Annotated in this window: 19 protein-coding genes; 10 read left to right on the top strand and 9 right to left on the bottom strand. The window is 58.1% G+C overall.

The window, feature by feature from the left end:
- Window positions 1-51: 51 nt before the first annotated feature.
- Together NW816_RS13110 and phoU are read right to left on the bottom strand one after the other, a co-directional pair.
- On the bottom strand, window positions 52-2337 hold the full coding sequence (locus tag NW816_RS13110; protein ID WP_414409435.1) for a ribonuclease R family protein: 2286 nt from the start codon (window positions 2335-2337) through the stop codon (window positions 52-54).
- Between the two features lie 62 nt (window positions 2338-2399).
- On the bottom strand, window positions 2400-3041 hold the full coding sequence (phoU, locus tag NW816_RS13105; protein ID WP_414409434.1) for a phosphate signaling complex protein PhoU: 642 nt from the start codon (window positions 3039-3041) through the stop codon (window positions 2400-2402).
- 208 nt (window positions 3042-3249) lie between these two features.
- Between phoU and NW816_RS13100 the strand changes: the two genes are divergently transcribed.
- The 3 genes from NW816_RS13100 to NW816_RS13090 all read left to right on the top strand — a co-directional run bounded on the left by NW816_RS13100 (window position 3250) and on the right by NW816_RS13090 (window position 6813).
- Entirely contained in the window at window positions 3250-4572 is a 1323-nt protein-coding gene (locus tag NW816_RS13100; RefSeq protein ID WP_414409433.1) for a four-carbon acid sugar kinase family protein, read from the top strand.
- Between the two features lie 19 nt (window positions 4573-4591).
- Window positions 4592-6124, top strand: coding sequence for an FAD-binding oxidoreductase (locus tag NW816_RS13095; protein ID WP_414409432.1), 1533 nt, complete (start codon window positions 4592-4594; stop codon window positions 6122-6124).
- A gap of 299 nt (window positions 6125-6423) precedes the next feature.
- Complete coding sequence (locus tag NW816_RS13090) at window positions 6424-6813, top strand: hypothetical protein (protein ID WP_414332498.1); 390 nt, start codon at window positions 6424-6426, stop codon at window positions 6811-6813.
- Window positions 6814-6875: 62 nt separating this feature from the next.
- Here NW816_RS13090 and treZ read toward each other — a convergent pair whose 3' ends face one another.
- Entirely contained in the window at window positions 6876-8759 is a 1884-nt protein-coding gene (treZ, locus tag NW816_RS13085; protein WP_414409431.1) for a malto-oligosyltrehalose trehalohydrolase, read from the bottom strand.
- A 110-nt stretch (window positions 8760-8869) separates the two neighbouring features.
- Here treZ and NW816_RS13080 point away from each other — a divergent pair, with 110 nt between their 5' ends.
- The gene (locus tag NW816_RS13080; protein ID WP_414409430.1) at window positions 8870-10927 is read left to right on the top strand and encodes a prolyl oligopeptidase family serine peptidase; all 2058 of its coding nucleotides are present in this window, start codon (window positions 8870-8872) and stop codon (window positions 10925-10927) included.
- On the opposite strand, the gene eno is transcribed toward NW816_RS13080, so the two are convergent.
- Both eno and ntcA read right to left on the bottom strand, forming a co-directional pair.
- The gene (gene eno / locus NW816_RS13075; protein WP_414409429.1) at window positions 10924-12207 is read right to left on the bottom strand and encodes a phosphopyruvate hydratase; all 1284 of its coding nucleotides are present in this window, start codon (window positions 12205-12207) and stop codon (window positions 10924-10926) included. The two genes, NW816_RS13080 and eno, sit on opposite strands and share 4 nt — an antisense overlap.
- A 238-nt stretch (window positions 12208-12445) precedes the next feature.
- On the bottom strand, window positions 12446-13120 hold the full coding sequence (gene ntcA, locus NW816_RS13070; RefSeq protein ID WP_011434093.1) for a global nitrogen regulator NtcA: 675 nt from the start codon (window positions 13118-13120) through the stop codon (window positions 12446-12448).
- Between the two features lie 273 nt (window positions 13121-13393).
- Between ntcA and NW816_RS13065 the strand changes: the two genes are divergently transcribed.
- Both NW816_RS13065 and NW816_RS13060 read left to right on the top strand, forming a co-directional pair.
- The gene (locus tag NW816_RS13065) at window positions 13394-15244 is read left to right on the top strand and encodes a M61 family metallopeptidase (RefSeq protein WP_414409428.1); all 1851 of its coding nucleotides are present in this window, start codon (window positions 13394-13396) and stop codon (window positions 15242-15244) included.
- Between the two features lie 83 nt (window positions 15245-15327).
- Window positions 15328-16635 (top strand): hypothetical protein, encoded by a 1308-nt coding sequence (locus NW816_RS13060; protein WP_414409427.1) that lies wholly within the window; start codon window positions 15328-15330, stop codon window positions 16633-16635.
- A 30-nt stretch (window positions 16636-16665) separates the two neighbouring features.
- On the opposite strand, the gene NW816_RS13055 is transcribed toward NW816_RS13060, so the two are convergent.
- A complete protein-coding gene (locus NW816_RS13055; protein WP_414409426.1) occupies window positions 16666-17553 on the bottom strand; it encodes a hypothetical protein in 888 nt (295 codons plus the stop codon).
- A gap of 321 nt (window positions 17554-17874) precedes the next feature.
- Between NW816_RS13055 and psbV the strand changes: the two genes are divergently transcribed.
- Both psbV and psbV2 read left to right on the top strand, forming a co-directional pair.
- Window positions 17875-18417 carry a photosystem II cytochrome c-550 gene (psbV, locus tag NW816_RS13050; protein WP_011434097.1) on the top strand — a complete coding sequence of 181 codons (543 nt, stop codon included), beginning with the start codon at window positions 17875-17877 and terminating at the stop codon, window positions 18415-18417.
- A 26-nt stretch (window positions 18418-18443) separates the two neighbouring features.
- Entirely contained in the window at window positions 18444-18827 is a 384-nt protein-coding gene (gene psbV2 / locus NW816_RS13045; RefSeq protein WP_414409425.1) for a photosystem II cytochrome PsbV2, read from the top strand.
- 36 nt (window positions 18828-18863) lie between these two features.
- Here psbV2 and NW816_RS13040 read toward each other — a convergent pair whose 3' ends face one another.
- The 3 genes from NW816_RS13040 to NW816_RS13030 are packed head-to-tail and all read right to left on the bottom strand — an operon-like array spanning window position 18864 to window position 19830.
- Window positions 18864-19025, bottom strand: a complete 162-nt coding sequence (locus NW816_RS13040) for a hypothetical protein (protein ID WP_414357019.1) — start codon at window positions 19023-19025, stop codon at window positions 18864-18866.
- Window positions 19000-19209 carry a hypothetical protein gene (locus tag NW816_RS13035; protein ID WP_414409436.1) on the bottom strand — a complete coding sequence of 70 codons (210 nt, stop codon included), beginning with the start codon at window positions 19207-19209 and terminating at the stop codon, window positions 19000-19002. The genes NW816_RS13040 and NW816_RS13035 overlap by 26 nt, the downstream gene beginning before the upstream one ends.
- 51 nt (window positions 19210-19260) lie before the next feature.
- Window positions 19261-19830 (bottom strand): hypothetical protein, encoded by a 570-nt coding sequence (locus NW816_RS13030; protein ID WP_414357024.1) that lies wholly within the window; start codon window positions 19828-19830, stop codon window positions 19261-19263.
- 137 nt (window positions 19831-19967) lie between these two features.
- On the opposite strand from NW816_RS13030, the gene mnmE reads away from it, so the two are divergent.
- Together mnmE and dps are read left to right on the top strand one after the other, a co-directional pair.
- Complete coding sequence (mnmE, locus tag NW816_RS13025) at window positions 19968-21347, top strand: tRNA uridine-5-carboxymethylaminomethyl(34) synthesis GTPase MnmE (RefSeq protein WP_414409424.1); 1380 nt, start codon at window positions 19968-19970, stop codon at window positions 21345-21347.
- Window positions 21348-21447: 100 nt separating this feature from the next.
- Complete coding sequence (gene dps, locus NW816_RS13020; RefSeq protein WP_414344460.1) at window positions 21448-21948, top strand: DNA starvation/stationary phase protection protein Dps; 501 nt, start codon at window positions 21448-21450, stop codon at window positions 21946-21948.
- Window positions 21949-21982 lie beyond the last annotated feature (34 nt).

Below are 21982 nucleotides of genomic sequence, written 5' to 3'. Positions count from 1 at the left end.
AGTTCGCAACAACCGTCCTCTCCAGCTGCGATCCATGGAGGGATCCCCGCCTTATTCTTCTTCTTCGTAGGGACGGCCTTCCCCGATTACCGCCAGGTCAATTTGTTGGCGGTAGTAATCCACGTTCTTAATCTGCACCTCCACCCGATCCCCCAGGCGAAACTGGCGCCGACTCTTGCGTCCCACCAGCGCCTGCTGACGGCTGCGGTACTCGTACCAATCGTTTTTCAGGGTGCTGACCCGCACCAAGCCTTCCGCCAAGATGGGATCCACCTGGACAAAAAAGCCGTAGTTCTGGACGCCGATGATCAGGCCGGGGAACACCTCTCCCAGGTGCTTTTGCATGAACTCAGAGCGCTTCAGGCCCATCAGCTCCCGCTCCGCCTGCTGCCGGATCCGGTACCCCTCCTGAATTTTGGGCAGTTGCGCCTGGAGAAACGCCTGCCATTCCTCCTGCACCTTGGGCGGCAACACCTGCCAGTCGATTTGGCCGTAGCCGCTGGGGCCGTGCAGATCCACCACGGTTTTGGAGCGAGAGCTGCGGCGCTCGCGTCCTTTGCTCAGGGCCAGGTGCAGGGCACGCAAATTGAGCAAGTCGGCATAGCGGCGCAAGGGGGCCGTAAAGGTGGCGTAGGGTTCTTTGAGGCCCAACCCAAAATGGCCGAGTTGCTCTTCCAGAGGCTGGAGACGATACTCGACCGGGGGCAAGGTGGCCAGCATCTGCGCCACCAAGGCCGGGCTCGCGCCAGAGGCCAACACATCGGGAGCGGTGATGCGGGCACAAATCCGCTGCCAGTCCGCCAGAGTTACGACAGCGGGATCTTGCAAATTCAGATCCAGCTTCATGGCATTGGCCAGGCGCAAAAAGCTCTGCAGGGCCTCGGCGGCAGGGGCAGGCTGCACGCGGGCCAAAGAAGGGATCCCCAACTGGCGCAAATGGTGGCCCAGGATTTGGTTGGCCAGCAGGAGAATTTCCGTCATCAGGGCATGGGCGCCGAGGCGATCGCTGATCAAGAGGGGGCCGTAGCCGCTTTCATCGGCAGAGTGGGGAGTGAGCAAATCCAACAGGGGCAGGTCAAATCCCCCCGCCTGGTGACGTTTGGCCCGTAGGATCTGGCTAAGGCGCAGCAGGTTTTGCAGCAGGGCCATCAACTCCGGCACTTCTTCGTCGGGGCCCAAGTCGGCGGTGGTGGCCAAAAGAGCCTGCACCTGACCATAGGACAGGTGAGCCCGCGATTGCACCAGGCTGGGGTAGATCTCGAAGTTTTGTACCACCCCTTCTGGGTCGAGGGTCACTAGCAGTGAATAGGCCAAGCGCTCCTGCTGTGGCAACAGAGCCAGGCGGTTGTGCACCTCCGGCGGAAAGAGAGGCAGCACCATCGTATCGAGGTAGACGGTGGCCGTCCGCTGCTGAGCCTCTTGCTCCAAGGGGTGGTCGGGATCCAGCCAATGGGCCACGTCAGCAATGTGGATCCCCAGCAGCCAGTGGTCATTCTCTTGCCGCTGCAAGGAAACAGCCACGTTGGGTTCCAAGCCGTGGGGATGCTGCAGATCCAAAGGCTCCAAAGTGATGCAAAACCAATCGCGCAGATCGCGGCGGCCCTTTTGGTCAGAGCGGCTGAGCTTTTTGGGCAGAGCTGCTGCTGCCTCCAACACTGGAGCAGGAAACTCCTGCGGTAGGTCGTACTTGCAACAGACCAAATCTGCATCGATGGAGGCCTCTGGGCCGTCGCCCAAAATTTTGCGAATGGTTCCGGTTGGGGGCAGATCCCCCAGCGGGTAGCGATTCACCTCCACATAGGCCACCCGACCTTCCGCCAGCTCGACAGGGGATCCCTCCGTCAGGGCCAGCTCGAACAGCAGCCGGTCGTCCAAGGGCACCACCCGAAAACCCTGTTCCGTCTGTTTGAGGCGACCCACCAGGGCAGAATTGGCCCGCTCCACAACGGCCACCACCTCTCCCTCAGGGCTGCGGCGACGGTTGCCATCTTTGGTGACCCGCGCCAACACCTGATCCCCATTCCAGGCGCCGCTGAGGTTGCTGCCGTGGATGTACACATCCTCCACCCCCGGCTCGTCCCGAATGGCGAAGCAAAAGCCTTTGCTGGAACAGCGCAAACGCCCCACCACCAAAGATTCGTCCGGCTTGCGCCGATAGCGAGGGGGATCCCCTAGTCGCTCCAGAAACCCGGCCCGCACCAGGCCATCGAGGGCAATCTCGAGCATTTCCGGCGCTTCTGGGTCGGGGGACTGCAAGAGGGCAAGAAGAGTATCTTTGTCGGTCAATTGCTCGGGAGGCTGAGAGAGAAAATGCTGAAAAATTCGAGAGAAGTCCATTTTGGGTATTGGCAAAAAAGAAAAAGAGGGGTTAAGACATCGCAAGACCCAACCCGTTGGCGTTAGTCACGCTGGCCGGTGACGATAAAAGCTACCCGCTGACCGATGTTGGTGCTGTGGTCGGCCAGACGTTCTAGGTAGCGGATCGACAGCAACATCAACAGGATAGGCTCGATCGATCCTCTGATGTCCGACTGCTGCGCCAACGTATTGTAAAGGTTGGTGTAGTCTTCATCAACAGCGTCGTCTTCCTGCTTCAATTGTCGGCCCAGGTCGGCGTCCAATTCTGTCAGGGCCACCAGGCTGTGGCTGAGCATTTTCTGGCAACGCTGCATCATCACCTGAATACGACCCAGCTCCGGGGGCGGCGGGTACATGACCAAGCGCAGGGCCACTTCGGCCAAATCTTTGGCGTAGTCGCCAATCCGCTCCAGATCGCGTACCAGTTGCATCAGGGTACTGATCCAGCGCAGATCCCGCGCCACCGGGGAGCGCAAGGCAATCAAATTAATACAGTCTTTCTCGATTTGACGATAAAAACGGTCAATTTGCTTGTCTTGGGCGATCACCTGTTCGGCGGCGGCCAAGTTCTGTTCAAACAGGGCCTGCTGGGCCAAGACCACCGACTTTTCCACCAGCGCCCCCATGCGCAGCACGTCCTGCTGTACCCGTTTGATGTGAAGTTGCAGCTCGGCTTGCCCCATGGCTTTCTCCCATGAATGTGGGCAGGGGGGAAATGTCTGCAGTCGTTTTGGATTCAACAGAGCCAGTTGATCTCAATCATGGCAAACTTCGCCTGGAATAAGGGCAGAGAAGACGGCCAACTTAGGCGAAGATGAGAACAGCGGTTGCCCTCTGAGGGGGATTCGTCCTCTGGAGTTCTCGGGTTGCTTTGTCGATTGAGACGGTCTCATGGCTCTTCCCCCCATCATTGTGTTGGACGATGATCCCACCGGATCCCAAACCGTTCACAGTTGCCTGCTCCTCACCCGCTGGGATCCGGAGACCTTGAAGCTGGGGTTGCAGGATCGTTCGCCGATTCGCTTCATCCTCACCAATACTCGGGCTTTGCCCCCGGCGAAGGCAGCGGAGGTGACGCGGTCGGTATGTGGGGCGTTGAAGGAGGTGATGGCGGAGCTGGGATGTGAGCAGGCTATTTTCGTCAGCCGCTCCGACTCGACTTTGCGGGGGCACTACCCCTTGGAAACCGATGTGATGGCAGCGGAGCTGGGGCCCTTCGATGCTCATTTTCTGGTGCCGGCTTTTTTTGAAGGGGGGCGCATCACGCGGCAGAGCACCCATTACCTGCGGGTGGAGGGCCGCTGGATCCCGGTGCATGAGACGGAGTTTGCCCGCGACTCGGTGTTTGCCTACCACCACAGCTATTTGCCCGCTTATGTACAGGAGAAAACACAGGGGCGGATCCGGGCTGACCAAGTGGAGCGATTTACCCTGGAGCAGATTCGCTCTGGCTGTTTGCCGCGGCTGCTGGCCTTGCAGGGGAATATCTGCTGTGTAGTGGATGGAGAAACTCAAGCGGATCTGGATCGGTTTGCCCAAGATGTTTTGGCGGCAGCCTCTCAAGGCAAACGCTTTTTGTTTCGCAGTGCCGCCAGCCTCCTGACGGCTCTGGCCCAGTTGCCGCCACAACCCGTTCCCCCGGAACAGATGGGGCAGTTTGTTCGCTCCTCTCAACCGGGGGTGGTGATCGTGGGATCCCATGTGCAAAAGTCCAGCCAGCAGTTGGCCCGCCTTCTGCAGGAGCCTGAAACCCAAGGCATCGAGGTGGAGGTGAGGCGACTATTGGATCCCGACGCGGAGCTGCTGCCAGGGATCCTGGCCCAAGTTCACAGCGCCTACGAGAAGGGTCTGACGCCGGTGGTCTACACCAGCCGGGAGGAACTGACTTTTGAAAAGGGCTCCGTGGAAAGGCGCCTGGCTTTTGGACAGAAGGTTTCGCGGTTGTTGATGGGCGTGGTGCAGGGGTTGCCGCCGGGAATTGGCTACCTCATCAGCAAGGGTGGCATCACCTCCAACGACACCCTCAGCACTGGCCTCGACTTGCCGGCAGTGCGTTTGCTGGGGCAAATTTACCCAGGGATCTCGATGGTGATCACCCCGGCAGACCATCCCCGCTTTCCCAACCTGCCGGTGGTGTTGTTTCCGGGCAATGTCGGCGAGGTGGATACGCTGGTTTTGATTCATCGTCGCCTCAAAAGTCGGGGCTTGGTCTAGAGTGAAGTTCCTCCTGCCGATGGCTGAATTCGTCCCCCCGCCAGAAGCCCTGCCCACCTTGGATCGCTGGTGGGGATCCCTGCGGCAGCCGCAGGCGGAACTGCCCCCGGCAGTGGTTCACCCTTCTTCCGCTCGTTTGGGCAGCCAATCCTGGGATGCCGATGTGGTGATTGCCGGCGGCACCTTGGGGATCCTTCTGGGGGCGGCTTTGGCCAAGCGGGGCTGGCGGGTGATCCTGCTGGAGCGAGGGATCCTGCGGGGTCGGGAGCAGGAGTGGAACACCTCCCGGCAGGAATTGCAGGTGTTGCTGGAGCTGGAACTGCTCACCCCAAGGGAATGGGAGAAGGTGCAGGTGACCCATTATCCTGGCGGGCGTATTGGCTTTGGGGATGGCCCCAGTTGGTGGGTGGAAGGGGTGCTGAATGTGGGGGTGGATCCCGCTGGATTGCTGGAGCACTGCAAAGCCCACTTTTTGGAATGGGGTGGCCAATTGCGGGAAAATACTTGCTTTTTGGGTGCTGCTGTTCACCCGGATGGGATCGGCATCCAAACCAACACGGGATCCCTCACTGCCCAGTTGCTGGTGGATGCTATGGGGCATCGCTCCCCCCTCGTGGCCCAGGCTCGCCGAGGACAGCCGCCGGATAGCGTGTGTCTGGTGGTGGGATCCTGTGCCCAAGGGCTGCCAGACCAACCCAGCGGGGATCTCTTCTACAGCTTTACCCCGGCCCAGAATGGCTACCAGCCCTTTTGGGAAGCCTTCCCCGCCCGCGATGGGCGCACCACCTATCTGTTCACCTACTGCGACCGAGATCCGGAGCGGCCTAGTCTCCACACCCTCTGGCAAGATTACTGCCAGCTGTTGCCCGCCTATCAAGGGGTTGAGCTGACCCAGATCCACTGGGTGCGCAAGCTGTGCGGCGTTTTTCCCGCTTACCGCCGTAGCCCTCTGCAACTGCCCTGGGATCGCCTGTTGGCAGTGGGGGACAGCAGTGGCAGCCAGTCTCCCCTCAGCTTTGGCGGCTTTGGGGCAATGCTGCGCCACCTGGATCGCCTGCAACAAGGAATCCACGAGGCCCTTGCACAGCGGCAGTTGGATCGGGCGGCCCTGGTCTTGCTACAACCCTACCAGCCCAACTTGGCCGTGACCTGGCTCTTTCAGAAGGCCATGATCCCCCCTCTGCGGGAGAAAACCTGGGATCCCGATAGCATTAACCGCTTGTTGAGCAGGGTGTTTGAGGCCATGTTTGCCGCCGGCCCCCAGGTGGTGAAGCCCTTTTTGCAGGATGTGGTGCAGTTCGGCGGCTTGGCCCAGGCCCTGTGGGGGGCGATGAGTCGGGATCCTCGGTTGGTGGCCGGACTTTTGCCCCGGTTGGGGTTGCCGGAGTTGGTGGAATGGGCGGGCCACTTTGGCGCGCTTGGCCTCTTCGAGCTGCTGCAAAGGCTAACGGATCGCCCGGAGCTGGAAACCGACCCCCAAGACTACTTCTGGAAGCGGCGCCGCGAGGCTTGGCGCTACGGCTGCGGTCAAGATTACAAGTTATTTCCATAGTGATTCTGTAGATATTCTATCTGAAAATAGGGGCTTTGAACGAGCTTGAGACGTTCCCCTGACAATCTGCACCGCCGAGGCCCTAACTCGCAGTTTTTATCTCATTAGGAAGAGGAAAGTTGAGAGCCAAGGAGCGGTTGCACTACTGTAATTCAACATAGCTGCAATCAAGACACTCAAGAGATATCGAAACATTGTCAATGTGATCAAGCTCACCATTACGTTTCACGACGTTTGATATCCATAGTGGAAGAGTTGGGAATTCTTTATCCATCCACTCGTCAGTGTAGGAGTTAGCCATGGTTATTCTCGACTACAGCGATGCAGACAGTGGCTTCTGGGCTTCGACTCCTCAGGGTTTGGTGGAGGTGATCAAGTTTCAGAATCACTTCTACGCCCTTCGGCAAGTGTACAAACGCGCCCAAGACGCGATATCTGCCTGTCGCGCCGACATTGAAAGGGGATTTCTCAGCATTGTGGTGCAGTTTGAGAATCACGCGGAAGTGTGGGCTCAACTGTCGCCGGGCGTACCCGTGCAGTCCCAACCAGAGGCTGCTCCTACGGGCAACCCTGCCAAGCCCAAGCTGACCTATCGCGGCCAACCGGTGAGCAAACCTTCCCGAAATCCCAGCCTCGCCCGCAGGCCCTTGCCTGACTCCCTCTATTTCCGCGGCGCGAAGATCGGCTAGACCGTTTCCGTTTGCCAGGTCTGGAGCGGTCGAGATTTCCCTTCTGGCCGCAGCCATCTGCGTTAGCGGTGCAAAGCACCATAGAGGCCCACCCCATAGCCCAGTACCTCAACCGGATCCCCTTGGCTTTCTGCCGGCAGTTGGGATCCCTTTCCCAACCACTGGGCCTCGTGGCTATCCAAAAGCTTCTCCCAGGTGCCGCCGGGCCAATGGGCATAGGTGACCGCCTGATTGGGGCTGAAATTGAAAAGGGCAAGCAAAGCCTGGGATCCCTGGCGGCGGTGCAGAGCTAGGCCAGAGTTGGAAAAGAGCTCCACTTCCACCCCGTCCCGCTCCAAGTGCTGGAGAGCCGGTTGGGTTTTGCGCAGCCGGATCAGGGTCTGGTACCACTTCCAGAGAACCTGGTGGTGACCGGCCTTTTTCAACTCCCAATTCAGCTTGGAGCGCAAGAAAGTCTCTTCAGCTTGGGGATCCGGCGGCTCTCCCTGCCAGGCAAAGGCGCTGAACTCGCGGCGGCGTCCCTGTCGTACCGCTTCCACCAAATCGGGATCCCCGTGGCTGACAAAATACAGAAAGGGGGCCACCTCCCCGTATTCTTCCCCCATAAACAGCAGCGGCAGCATGGGGGCCAACAGCAGGGCAGCGGCAGCCAACTTGAGGCCCTCGAAAGAGGTGAGCTGGCTGAGGCGCTCTCCCAACATGCGGTTGCCGATTTGATCGTGGTTTTGGATGCAGACCACAAACTGGGATCCTGGCCGTCCGGCGGCGGAGTTGCCGTAACGCCTGGCGCGGTAGCGGGAGTATTGGCCGGAAAAGACGTAGCTTTCCCGGTAGGACTTGGCCAGTTGCTCCAATTGGCCAAAATCCTGGTAGTAGCCCACTGTTTCGCCGGTGAGCAGGGTGTGAACCGAGTGGTGAAAGTCGTCGCACCACTGCCCATCTAGACCGTAGCCCCCTTGCTCTCTGGGGGTGATGAGGCGGACATCGTTGAGGTCGCTTTCGGCAATGAGAACCCTGGGCCGGCCAGTACGAGCTTCCAGGGCATCCACCCGCTCCGCCAGCTCCTGCAAGAAGGGGTAGGCGCTGAAGTCGTAGATGGCATGCACCGCGTCCAGCCGCAGCCCATCGAGATGAAACTCCTCCAGCCAGTACTCGGCGTTTTGTAGGAAAAACTCTCGCACGCCGTCAGAATAGCGGTCGTCGAAGTTGAGGGCATCCCCCCAAGGGGTGTGGTACTTGTCGGTGAAGTAGGGGCCAAAATCCCGCAGGTAGTTCCCCTCCGGCCCCAGGTGGTTGTAGACCACGTCCAAGATGACGGCCAAGCCCAGTTGGTGGCAGGCGTTCACCAGGGCTTTCAGATCTTCAGCTCCCCCATAGGCGGTCTGCACCGCGTAGGGATAAACACCGTCGTAGCCCCAGTTGCGTCCCCCCGGGCATTGGGCCACCGGCATCAGCTCCAGCACATTCACCCCCAACTCTACCAATTCCGGCAGGCGAGGGATCAGGGCGGCAAAGGTGCCCTCAGGGGTAAAGGTGCCCACATGCAGCTCGTAGAGGATCCACTGGGGCAGCGGGATCCCCTTCCACCCTTGATCCTGCCAGTCGAAGCGGGGATCCACCACCCGCGAGGGGCCATGAACGCCATGCGGTTGACAGCGGGAGGCCGGGTCTGGTCGCTCCACTACCCCTGCCTGGGTGTGCAGACGGTAGAGATAGTCCACCGGCCCAGGCGGGATCCCGTCCACCTCTGCCTGCCAATAGCCCTGGTCATCTCGGGCCAGGGGAAGGCATCCCTCAACAGGGGTGAGCAGCTTCAGCTCCACCCGTTCAAGCAGAGGCGCCCATACGGAAAAACGATAGCGACCTTGGCCCAGGGGATAGGCCCCAATTCGCCCGATCTCTGCGTGTTGCAAGGGAGTGGAGAAAAGGTGTGGCACGAAACTCACCCGGAAAACCCGGCTTCTACTATAGCGGGGCTTGATCCCAAGAGTCCTCAGAGTGGGTTCTCGGCTCCTCCCTCTGCCATAGTGGAATGGGTCTCCAGCGATTAGGTCTTATGCTCAACTATCCCCCCAGCTATCCCGATCCCACTGTTGTGGACATCTACCACGGGCAGCCGGTGCCGGATCCCTACCGCTGGCTGGAGGATCTGGACTCAGAGCAGACGCGGGCCTGGATCGAAGCACAAAACCAACTCACCTTCGACTACCTGAGACAAATCCCGGCACGGCAACGGCTGCTGGAGCGCCTGACGCAGTTGTGGAACTACGAAAGATACAGCCAGCCCTTCAAAGAGGGCAACCGCTACTTCTATTTCAAGAACGACGGCCTGCAAAACCAAAGTGTTCTCTATACCCAAGAAAGCCTGGAGGCTGAGGCCAGGGTCTTGCTGGATCCCAACACCTTCTCCGAAGACGGTACGGTGGCTCTATCGGGCATTGCCATCAGCCGTGATGGGCGGTATCTGGCCTATGGTCTCTCCCGCTCCGGCTCCGACTGGCAAGAATGGAAGGTGCGGGACATCGAAACCGGCGAGGATTTGCCGGATCACCTCCGCTGGGTCAAGTTTTCCGGGGCGAGCTGGACGCTGGATGGGCAAGGATTTTTCTACAGCCGCTACGACGAACCGGCCCCCGGCAGCGAATACGAAAGCGTCAACTACTTTCAAAAGCTCTACTACCACCGCCTGGGCACTCCCCAGTCGCAAGATACCTTGGTCTATCACCGCCCCGACCAAAAGGAATGGGGGTTTGCCGGCGGGGTTACGGAAGATGGTGATTACTTGATCATCTCCGTCTGGCGGGGTACGGATCCCAAGAATCTCATCTTCTACAAAGACCTGCGGGATCCCCAGTCCCCCGTGGTGGAGCTCATCCGCGAGTTTGAGGCGGAGTACAGCTTTATCGGCAACGATGGATCCCGATTTTGGCTGCTCACCGATCGGGGTGCTCCCCGCCGGCGGGTGGTGGCCGTTGACCTCCAGCAGCTTGAGCAGTTGCAAGAGGTGATCCCTCAGGCGGAAGAAACCCTGCAAGGGATCAGCTTGATCCACAATCAGTTGGTGGCCTTCTACCTCAAAGATGCCCACACCCAGATCAAAAGGTTTGCCTTGGATGGCCACTTTCTGGGAGAGATTCCCTTGCCGGGGCTGGGATCGGCGGGCGGTTTTGGCGGCAAGCGCCGCGACACAGAAACTTTCTACACCTTCACCAGCTTCACCACCCCTCCCACCATCTACCGCTACGATTTCACCACCGGCACCAGCACCCTCTTTCGCCAGCCGCAGGTGGACTTTGACCCCAGCGCCTACGAGGTCAAACAGATTTTTTACACCAGCCGAGATGGCACGCGGGTGCCGATGTTCATCACCCACAAGAAGGGCCTGGAGCTGACCGGATCCCATCCCACGCTGCTGTACGGCTATGGCGGCTTTGGCATCTCCCTCACCCCCAGCTTCTCGGTAAGCCTGGTGGCCTGGCTGGAAATGGGCGGCGTCTATGCCCAGCCCAACCTGCGGGGCGGCGGCGAGTATGGGGAAGAGTGGCACCAAGCGGGCACCAAGCTCAACAAACAGAACGTGTTCGACGACTTTATTGCTGCTGCCGAGTGGCTGATTGCCCATGGCTACACCAACCCCTCCCAGTTGGCCATCTCCGGTGGCAGCAATGGCGGCCTGTTGGTGGGGGCCTGCATGACCCAAAGGCCGGATCTGTTCGCGGCGGCTCTACCGGCGGTGGGGGTGATGGACATGCTGCGCTTTCATAAGTTCACCATCGGCTGGGCCTGGATCTCCGAGTACGGATCCCCGGAGAACCCGGAGGAATTCAAGGCCCTCTACGCCTATTCCCCTCTGCACAACCTCAAGCCCGGCACCGCCTACCCCGCCACCCTGATCACCACCGCAGATCACGACGACCGGGTGGTGCCCGCCCACAGCTTTAAGTTTGCCGCTGCCCTCCAGGCTGCCCAAGGGGGATCCCAGCCGGTGCTCATCCGCATCGAAACCAAGGCAGGGCACGGGGCCGGCAAGCCCACTACCAAGCTGATCGAGGAAGCTGCCGACCGCTGGGCCTTTTTGGTGCAGGTGTTAGGGAGGAACGAGACGAAAAGTTAGCGAGCTTTGGGGCCCAGGCCCACCCGACCGGCATACACTGCCGCTTCCCCTAGCTCGTCTTCGATGCGCAGCAGTTGGTTGTACTTGGCAATGCGCTCGCTGCGACAAAGGGATCCGGTTTTGATCTGCCCGGCACGGGTGGCCACCGCCAGATCGGCGATGGTGGTATCCTCGGTTTCGCCGGAGCGGTGGCTGATTACAGAGCGAAAACCCGCCTGGCCAGCCAGTTGAATGGCCGAGACGGTCTCCGTCAGGGTGCCGATCTGGTTGAGCTTGATCAAAATGGCGTTGGCGGCGGCGCTGTCGATGCCCTTCTGCAGGCGGGTTAGGTTGGTTACAAACAGGTCATCCCCCACCAGTTGCACTCGGGATCCCAGTTGAGCGGTCATGGCTTGCCAGCCGGCCCAGTCTTCCTCCGCCAGCCCATCTTCAATGGAGAGGATGGGATAGCTGGCCAGCAGTTGCTCGTAGTAAGCCACCATCTCAGCCGCGCTGCGGGCTTGGCCCTCAAAGTGATATTGCCCATCCTGCAGCAGCTCGTTGGCAGCCACATCCAAGGCCAAGGCGATATCTGCTCCCGGTTTGTAGCCTGCCTGTTCAATAGCCGTCATCAGCAGATCCAAAGCCGCCGCATTGGAGTCGAGATCAGGAGCAAACCCCCCTTCATCCCCCACACCGGTGGACAGCCCCTTCTGCTGCAGCACTTGTTTTAGTACCGCAAACACCTCAGCCCCGTAGCGCAGCGCCTCGCGAAAGCTGGCCGCTCCAATGGGCACAAGCATAAATTCTTGAATATCGACGTTGTTGTCGGCGTGGGCGCCGCCGTTGAGCACGTTCATCAGCGGCACCGGCAGCAGGTTGGCAAAGGGCCCCCCCAGATATTTGTAAAGAGGCAAGCCCACTGCTTCCGCAGCCGCTTTGGCTGTCGCCAGAGAAACTGCCAAAATAGCGTTGGCCCCCAGGCGGGACTTGTTGGGGGTGCCGTCCAGGTCGATCAGCAACTGGTCAATACGGGCTTGGTTGAGGGCATCTTCTCCCTGCAGCTCCGACTGGATGGGGCCAAGGATGTTTTCCACCGCCCTCAGCACACCCTTACCGCCGTAGCGTTTGGGATCCCCGTCCCGCAGCTCGTGGGCCTCGAAGGTGCCGGTCGAAGCACCGCTGGGAACCTGCGCCAAGCCCGTTGCCCCATTGGCTAGACCCACCAGGGCTTCTAGGGTGGGACGCCCTCGCGAGTCGAGGATCTCATGGGCGGTAATCCACTCGATGGCTGTTTCCACAGTTACACCTCAGCAATTGGCTAGATAGCTCTGGCCAAAGCCAGATCCCCCCATAGACTAGTAGGTTTTTGCCCGCGATCCGGTCAGCTTCCAGAAAACTTTAAGTCTGTCCTTCGGGCACAGAGATTCTTCAAGGCTGCAGCAGTAGATTGAACATAGGCCGGCCAGAGCTTCAACCAGCCGTCGAGCGGGGTTTGCCTGGGCAAGGTGCTGCTCAGGAAGTGTTCTCCTCTTCCTTCTAGGCAAAGCGATGGCTCAGCCGCATCGGGTCGTGTACGGTGATCTTCTTCTTGTGAATGGAGATGTACTTCTTCTTGCGCAGCTCTCCCAACAGGCGGGTGATGGTGACGCGGGTTGAGCCAATGGCCTCGGCAATGGCCTGGTGAGACAGCTTGAGATCGATGGTGACCCCATCTGGGCCAGGCACCCCGAAATCGCGACAGAGAATCAACAAAAAGCTGACCAAACGGGATCCCATGTCGCGATGAGCCAGCGTCTCGATCATCATCTCCGTTTGCAAGATACGAGACGACAGGCTTTTAACCAGCAACATGGCCAGTTCGGCGTTCTCCTGTAGGGATTTCTCCACCTGCTCGATCGGTAGAGAGAGTAACTCGGTAGGTGTAAAAGCCACCGAGTGATAAAAGCGGTCGGAGCGCTGTCCCGTGATAAAGGAGAGCACGCCGAAGATGCTGTTTTCGCGCAGGAGGGCAACGGTGATTTCCTCTCCCATTTCGTAGACCCGCGAGAGCTTAACGGCTCCCTTTACCAAAAAGTAAACCCGCTCCGCCGGATCCCCTGGAAAAAAAATGGTCTTCCCGCGCTCGAACGTTTCGATAACCGGAGGATGGTGAGGGCCTCCCAATTGCTTGAAGGCTGTGATCAGAGATTTTTCCGCTACGGCCACCGCCATACTCATCAACCTTTTAAGGTCAGTTTATACCTAAGATCAACCTACTAAGATCAATCTAGAAGCATTAGGCTAGGTTGCAACCCATTGACTTCAGAATCTACGAGGATACCAAGATTTACCCTAAAGTAGAAGGTTCTGCCTAGGTATCTTTGTAGCACGCGCTACATTTTTAAGTCTCGTTGCTGCTCTCCAGCCAAAGGCAGAGGTTAGGATAGGAGCCATTGCCGCTGGGGGCTGCGCCAGCCCTTGGCAGTAGAGGGTAGGGTGGGTTCTATGGGGATCCCAGAGGTTATCGTTTCTGCACCTTCTCAACTGAGCCGCCAGCATTTCACAGTGCGGATGCCGGATCCGGCCAATCACCTGCTGGAGGTGGAACTGCAGATCCAAGAGGTGGATCCAGAGGTGCCTTTGCGGCTGCGACTGCCGGTGTGGACGCCGGGATCCTACTTGGTGCGGGAGTATGCCCGTCATGTGCAGGAGTTTCAGGCGGCAACTGAGCAAGGGATCCCTTTGGCCTGGCGGAAGGTGGATAAGAATACCTGGCAAATCGATCCGCCGGGTTCTTCTGCTGTGAAGGTGTGCTATCGGGTCTATGCCTATGAGCTGACGGTGCGCACGAACCATCTGGATTTGACCCACGCCTATTTCAACGGGGCAGCGCTCTTCCTCTACGTGCCCGGTCGCGAGCGGGAACCCTACACTTTGACGGTGATCCCCCCCAAGCCGGATTGGCACATCGCCACCAGTTTGCGGCCCTTGACCTCTCCTTCTGAGGATCCCACTTCCGGCCAGTCTTTTGTGGCGGAAGACTACGACGAGCTGGTGGATAGCCCGGTGGAGGTGGGCCTGCATCGGATGCAATCGTTTGAGGTGGAAGGGATCCCGCATTACTTTGTGGTTTGGGGGGCGGGCACTCTGGATGTGGAGCGGGCTGTCGCTGATGCTAAGGCGATTGTCAAAACCACAGCCGCGTTTTTCGGTGGGCTACCCTACGACCGCTACTGGTTCATTGTGCATTTGTCGCCGGGAGGATTTGGTGGCCTTGAGCACAAGTACAGCACCACCCTTCTTTACTCTGGGCTGGAGCTGCATCAGCCGGAGTCCTATCGGCGCTTTTTGTCTTTGCTGGCCCACGAGTTGTTTCATGCCTGGAATGTCAAGCGTCTGCGTCCGCTGGCATTGGAAAAGATCGACTACAACCAAGAAAACTATCTGGAATGCCTGTGGTTTTGTGAGGGAGCGACCAGCTACTACGAAAATGTCATCTTGTTGAGGGCAGGGATCCTCAGTGCCGGCGATTTTTTAAAAGTTCTTTCCGAACAGATTGGTCGCTTGCAGCGTACTCCGGGCCGGGCCGTGCAATCGCTGCGGGAATCCAGCTTCGACACCTGGATCAAACTCTACCGCCCCCACGAAAACACCCTCAACAGCCAGGTTTCTTATTACTTAAAGGGGGCTTTGGTCTGTTGGCTGCTGGATCTGCACATCCGTCACCTTTCCGGCGGTCAGGGATCCCTGGATACAGCTTTGCAGGATCTGTGGCAGCGCTTTGGTCGGTCAGGGAAGGGCTACAGCGACCAAGACTTGCGGGAGGCGTTTGAGCGGGCAGCCGGTGCCGATCTTGGCCGGTTTTTCGCAGCCTATGTGGAAGGCACGGAAGAGCTAGACTACAACACTTACCTACACCCCTTTGGCCTCACCCTTAAAGCCCACTTCAGCCGCCCCAACCCCATCCCATACCTGGGCCTCAATTTCAACGGCGAGGGCAATCGCATCAGCGCAGTAGAGATGGGATCCCCGGCGCAAAAAGCGGGCATCTGGGCCGGCGATGAGCTGGTGGCCCTGGATGGGTTCAGGGTGAGCGCTGCCAACTTGGCGGAACGCTTGACGGCCTATCAGCCCCACCAGATCATTTGTTTGAGCGTTTTTCAAGCCGATCAGTTGAAACATTTCTGGATCCCGTTGGATCCCCCTCGGCCCGATGTCTACACGTTGGAGGTGTTGCCTGAACTGACTCCTGCTCAAGAAGCCCTTCAGCAAGGCTGGCTGGGATCCCTTGTCGGCGCCCAGCTTCGGTCAGAGGCAGGTCCCCATCTGCTTGAAAATTCACCTATCTCCTCCTAGAATGTTGAGGCAAGCAGGTAATCAAGCAGGTAATCCAGTTAACTGGAAAGAGAAGTAACAGCAGCAGAGGACAGGAGTATCTGATGGACTTAGTTTTGGTTTTATTGATTGGGGCAGCTGTTGGTTTCTCGGTAGGCATTTACGTTGCTCGCCAGTATGGGGCCAGTCCTAAACTGGAAATCTGGAAACGAGAGATTATCAGAGATATATCTTCGCAGCTAAGCCAACACAGCCAAAAACTCAACGACCCGGACAAAGCACTCATCAAGTTGAGCGAAGGATTGGTAGACAAGATTTCTCAAAAGTTACAGGAAAAGTTACAGGCCGTCCAAGCTACCCTTGAAGAGTTTAAATTTCGCCTTGCTGACAACCAGCAAAGCTTGCTACAGGACTGGGGCAGAGACTTTCTACAAGCTATATCTGTAAAGTTGGCCGAACATGGCCGGCAACTGAACAATCAGCTAGCCATTCTGGAAAACCTAGTGGAAGAGGCCAAAGATATTTATCGGCAACTACGGGTTACTATTCAAAGTTCTCATGGATCCGAGATATGCCCAACTGCAAATCAGGACTCCCAGAATGAGCAGGTTACTCAGGTCATTGGTAAAGCACCAGATCCTGAGACACCAGACGAAGTACTAAGAGACAAGGATGGGACAGCTACTGTTGATATATCAAAGATAGAGTCGTTCTTAAACTCAAAAAACATAAAGATAAAAAGCATAGCTGCGGAAGAAAAAGAGGAAAAGCTAGATCAAATAGCTGCCTTTATGGGCAGCCGATACTCTTTTATCAAGAGATTTTATGGAATGGTTAAATCAAACATGAAGAGCGGCAGTTCTTTCTCCCTAAACCTTAGAGACGAACCTCCACAAGTAGTCAGTTCAACTTGCCAAGTTGCTAAGGAGTTACACGACATCGCATTTTTGGAAGAGTACAGATACTCTAAGGCGCCCAGATGCCTTTTGGTAGCGAGACCCAGTAGGTCGCCTCAGGCGCTGAATTTTCTGGCAGGGAACTGGCTGGAAAGATATGTTAGGGGCACGCTGATCCGCCTTGTTGCGGCTCACACCGAAAAGATCAGTTTCTCTTACGTCGTGAATGCCCAAGTTACTTTATCGAATAGAGCCGATTTTGAGATGGATCTTTTCTTCCATATCAATGATAAATTCTACTGGGTGGAATCGAGGACAGGTGGGTACCAAGATAAAATACAAAAATACTCCAGAATCGCTGATGAACTCGGTCTTCAGGAAAGCCAAGCTTTCATAGTTTTAACTGATGTTAGTCAAGATACAAAAAGTAGTCTATCTTCCCTCTATCACCTGTCAGTGATTGGCGTCGATGAGGTTGAGTCTACCTTTGATGGGATCCTGAAAAGCCATCTCTGAAAGTCTGAAAAAGTCCCCAAGAGCATCGGCTCAGGCCACAATCTTGACGGCTTGCTCCATACACCACCAGGGATCCTCCGCAAAAGCTGGCATGGGAGTGCTGCCTGCTTTGCCCAGAATGGCCAGCCGGACTTCCCGATCCAGGCGGGATCCGGCCCCGTAGGGATCTTCTGAGGGAGGTTCCAGCCGTTGCCCCAGAGGGGGCATCACCATAATGCCTGGCTGCATGCTGGTGCTGCTGACCCAGATTTTGAAGCGATCCACCGCTACGTCTGTTCCTTCTGGCAGCTGCATCTGCAGCAGGTAGCGGGGGCCAGAGCCAATCAGCAGGCTCTCGTTGGGGCGTAAACGGGCAGGCAGATCTGGTTGATAGGGGTAAACCAAATCCACGCTGTACCGCCGCTCGTCAAAGACGGTGACATAAACATGCACTGGAGTGGGGGCTCTGTTTCTCAAGGCAATGGCCAGGTTGCGGCCTGCTTGGATTTGCACTTTCCCTTGGGGATCCCGCGGCAGAGGGCTCACTTCGGCAGGGGCAGAGCTGCTGGCCGGGGTTTCCAGTTGGAGAAATTCCACTTCCAAGATGCTGCTCAGCGCATCGCTGGGAGGTTGCAGATTCAAGAGGTTGCCGAAAGCGGCCACGTGCTCCAACAGCCGCACCAGCTTGCGAGGCAGGGCCTGTAGCTTTTTCACCGGGATCCGGAAGGCCGCCAGAGCCACCTCTTCCCCCCGACGGTAAAAGTGATAAATGGCATCGGGCAACAGCTCTACCCGCAAGTCTGCTGCTTCCGGATCTGTGTAGGCCAGAAGCGGTGAGGCCGGCAAAGCCGCCAGCAAATTGGCAACAGGCATTTGGATCTGACTGGGATCCGCACAGGTGAAAGCCACCCGCAACGGCTGGAATCGGACAGAGGACATGGGGAAAACCTGGAACGGACTCTGCCGTATTCTCCTGCTCTGAGGCTGCCAGGCAAGCAAGCCAAGCTCTATATTACCTGCTCATTACCTGCTCAGTTCTCTCGACTGGGCTGTGGCCAAGTCAGCTCTCGGCCAACAGACTCCCAACAGGCCATAGCTCCGTAATCAAACTTAACACCAAAGGCAAATGGAACCATTGGGAAACTATCCCGGATCCCATCTGCAAATGATCTCTTAATGGTCTATTCTTGATCCTGTTGTCGGGTTTGTGGCTGGAGTGGAGCCCACCTCTCCTCTTTCTAGGCTGATCTACGGAGAACCATGTTTAGCAAAGCTTTTTCTTTTCAGAAGGTGTTTGCGCCAGCGCGTCGTCGGTTGCTTGTCCTGCTGTTGGCTGCGTTGATGGCTGGGTTTGGCTGGGGTCTGGCTCCAGTGTTTGCAGCTAGGGATATTCCTGCAGTGGCTCTGTCGCCAACTGAGTCTATTACCTTTACCGAAGCCCAGTTGGCCAAAGGGAAGAAGCTATTCAACACCGCATGCGCCCAGTGCCATGTGGGCGGCCAGACCTATCCCAACCCGGATGTGAGCTTGAAGCTTTCGGATCTGGAGGGGGCAACTCCCCCACGGGATAATGTGCTGGCGATTGTGGATTACATCAAGAATCCAGTCACCTATGACGGGGTGGAGTCTCTGTTGGAGTATCACCCCAACACCCAGCTCACCAGTGAGTATCCACGTCTGCGCAACCTCACCGACGAGGATCTGAAGCTGATTGCGGGCTACATTCTGGTGCAGGCCAAGACCGTTCCCGGCTGGGGTGGTACCAAGAACGAAAGCCACAGCGACCTATCAGCCTATCTCTAATGCCGCATCTGGATCAGAAGTTGCCTATGAGATGGCGGATCCCGTCTCGCCTCTGGGCCTGGGTCGGGATCCTAGCTTTGTTGTGGCTGGGGCTGGCCAGTCCGGTGGCTGCCCGCATTGATCCTTACGTGAACCAGTATTTGCGGGTGAGTGGCCCTGTGGAATTGCCTCTAGATGCCGCAGGGCATACCCTCACCTTTACCCCAGAGCAGCTCACGGACGGCAAAAATCGTTTTCAGTCCGCCTGTTTGAATTGTCATGTGGGCGGTGCCACTTTGCCGGCTCCCAACATTTCCCTCTCTTTGAAGGACTTGCGCGGTGCCACTCCACCCCGAGATACCCTTCAAGCCTTGATGGAGTACCAGCGGGATCCCCGTAGCTACGATGGCTCGGATTCTATCTATGAATGACGTCCTGTGCCCCCTTCCTGGATGGACAACGAAGCCCTAAGAAATCTGGCTGCCTTTATTCGTTGAAGACCTTTCCGTATAGTCCAGCCATCCGGTGAATAAACTCCAACTGGCATCGCGAATGGCCTTGGCCAAGTGGTGGTTCCTCACCAAGTTGCGCACCGGCAAGTCCTCATACGCCACAATGTCGTGAGACAAAGCGCTCCGCGTCGCCGTAGGCGAGTACCACGCACCGGGTCACCTTGATGACACAGTCTCTGCGCTGGCGCTGGACTTTGAGATGCACCTTGCCCAGTCGCTTCCTCTGCTTTGGGTGGTTCTTAGATTGGGGTTTGATCCCCTTCCTATACTTCCGACTTAACCTCCGCTGGTGTCGCTTCAACCTCCTCTTGGCACGACGCAAGAATTTGGGGCACTCTACCTTGTTAGTGCATCAAGCCCACATCCAGCCCCGCCACCTGGCCGGTGGACTCCACCTGCTCCTGACGCTCCACGTCCAGGCAGAACTGGGCGTAGTAGCCATCGGCTCTCCGCACCACCCGCACCGGTTGATTTTCAGGGTGAGGATGTCCTGCCGCACCTCGCCGTTGCAATACAGAGCAAAGGTGCCTGCTTGGAAGCCATCTGTGAAGGTGAGGGACATCCTATCTGCTGCCAGCTTCCAGCCGGAGACTTTGTACTCCACAGAGCGACAGTGTTTCTGGAACTGGGGACAGCCTTTTTGGGCTTCCTGGTTCTGGCAGCGGCGGTAGAAGGTGGAGATGGCAGACCAAGCTCGCTCCGCGCTGGCTTGTCGGGCAGAGGAGTTAAGCTTCTGGGCGAAGGGGAACTCTCTGGCCAAGTTCTTGCAGAGGGCATAGAGGGCAGCTCTGCCAACCCCCTGGTTATCCATCCAGTGGCGCAGGCATTTGTTGCGGATAAACTGGGCAGTGCGGATGGCCTCGTCCAAGGCTTGGTACTGCTGGGCTGTGCCGTTGAGGAGCTTGGCTTCTGGAACGCGCATGGGCACACTTTAGCGCAGGTCTAACGAGATAAAAGTCGTCCTAGAAGGGCAGGGCTTTAAACCCAGTTTTTTGGTAATCGGTGGATGCCGATCTGTAATCCAACGGCTGCTCGAACTCCCTCAGGGCTTCATTCAAGATGGATCCGACTGCCCCACTGGCCGATACGATCGCTGCCATTGCCACTGCGGTAGTGCCTGAACAGGGCAGTGTGGGGATTGTGCGCCTTTCCGGGTCACGAGCCCTTCCCATTGTCCAAGCCATCTTCACCCCTGCCCGCCGCAGCGCAGTCTGGGAGAGCCATCGGCTCCTCTACGGCTGGATCCGCGACGAGAAAGGCCAAATCCTAGACGAAGCGCTGGCCGTTTGGATGCAGGCCCCCCGTTCTTACACCCGCGAAGATGTGACAGAGCTGCATTGCCACGGTGGCATCATGGTGGTTCAGGCCACGTTGCAACAATGCCTGCGGCAGGGGGCGCGGCTGGCTCAGCCGGGGGAGTTTAGCCTGCGCGCTTTTCTGAATGGCCGCATTGACCTCACCCAGGCCGAGAGTGTGGCCGATCTGGTGGCGGCCCGCTCCCCTCAGGCGGCCCGGATGGCCCTAGCAGGCTTGCAGGGTAAGTTAGGGGGATCCATTCGCGCCCTGCGCCAGGAGCTGCTGGGTTTGTTGGCAGAAATTGAGGCTCGCCTCGACTTTGAAGAGGATCTGCCCCCCTTGGATGTTGCCGCTTGGCAGGCCCGGCTCCAAGCTATTCAAGCCCAGATGCAAGCCCTGCTGGCCACGGCAGAACGGGGACAACTGCTGCGCACCGGGGTGAAGGTGGCCATTGTCGGGAGGCCCAATGTGGGCAAGTCCAGCCTGCTCAATGCTTGGTCAGGACAGGATCGGGCCATCGTCACCGATCTGCCCGGCACCACCCGCGACGTGGTGGAATCCCACCTGGTGGTGAAAGGGATCCCCGTTCAACTGCTGGACACTGCCGGCATCCGCGCCACCGAAGATCCGGTGGAACGGCTGGGGGTGGAGCGCTCCCAACGCCTAGCCCAGGCTGCCGATGTGCTGGTGCTGGTCATCGACGCCCAAGCGGGCTGGACGGCTGCCGACGCCGCCATCTACGAGTCGATCCGCCATCGCCCCCTCATCCTGGTGATCAACAAAACCGACCTCGCCCCGCCAGAGGGGATCCCTCTCCCCCCCGAGATTGCCCACCGCGTCCCCGCCGTTGCCGCCCAAGGGAAAGGGATCCCGGAGCTGGAAAAAGCCCTGGAGCAGCTTGTCACCCAGGGACGTCCCCAGCCCAATCTGGAGATAAGCCTGAACCAGCGGCAGGCCGCTGCCCTCCAACAAGCCCAAGCCAGCCTGGAACAGGTGGGGCAGGCCATCCAAGCTCAGCTCCCCCTGGACTTTTGGAGCATCGACCTACGGGGCGCCCTGCATGCCCTTGGCCAGATCACTGGCGAGGAGATCTCGGAATCAGTGCTGGATCAGATTTTCAGCCGCTTCTGCATCGGTAAGTAGCTCTCCTAACTCATACTCATTTTGAGTTTGTGTTACTATGGGCTCAGTTGGGAAGCCGAAGCGGATCCCCGATAATGGAAACACAGTTAGGAGGTTGGCCATGGTTACCGCCGAGAAAACCCGTCTCTACCCCACCCAGATCGATTTGCCAGCAGAGGCTCGCGCGCAACTGGTGGAGCTGCTCAACCAGTCCTTGGCAGACACGTTGGATCTGAAGACGCAGGTGAAACAGGCCCACTGGAACGTTAAAGGCATGCACTTCATCGCCTTGCACGAGATGTTCGACACTTTTGCCAGCACCCTGGAAAACTACGTGGACATGCTGGCGGAACGGGTTACGGCGCTGGGGGGCATCGCCCGCGGCACGGCTCGCATCGTTGCCCAAACCTCCACCTTGCCGGAGTACGATCTGGCCGCTGAAGAGGGTCGGGATCACCTGCAGGCTTTGGCAGCCCGTTACGCTCAATATGCAGCTTCCGTCCGCCGCAACATTGACCGCACCACCGAACTGGGGGATGCCGACACAGCAGACCTGTTCACCGAGATCTCGCGCCAGATCGACAAAGATCTTTGGTTCATCGAGGCTCACCTGCAGGCGTGACGCCAGCGAGGCCAGTCACAGGCAAGTGGATCAA

It is taken from the genome of Synechococcus sp. W55.1, from assembly GCF_047461655.1.
GTDB lineage: Bacteria > Cyanobacteriota > Cyanobacteriia > Thermostichales > Thermostichaceae > Thermostichus.
This window is presented reverse-complemented; position numbering and strand designations above follow the sequence as displayed.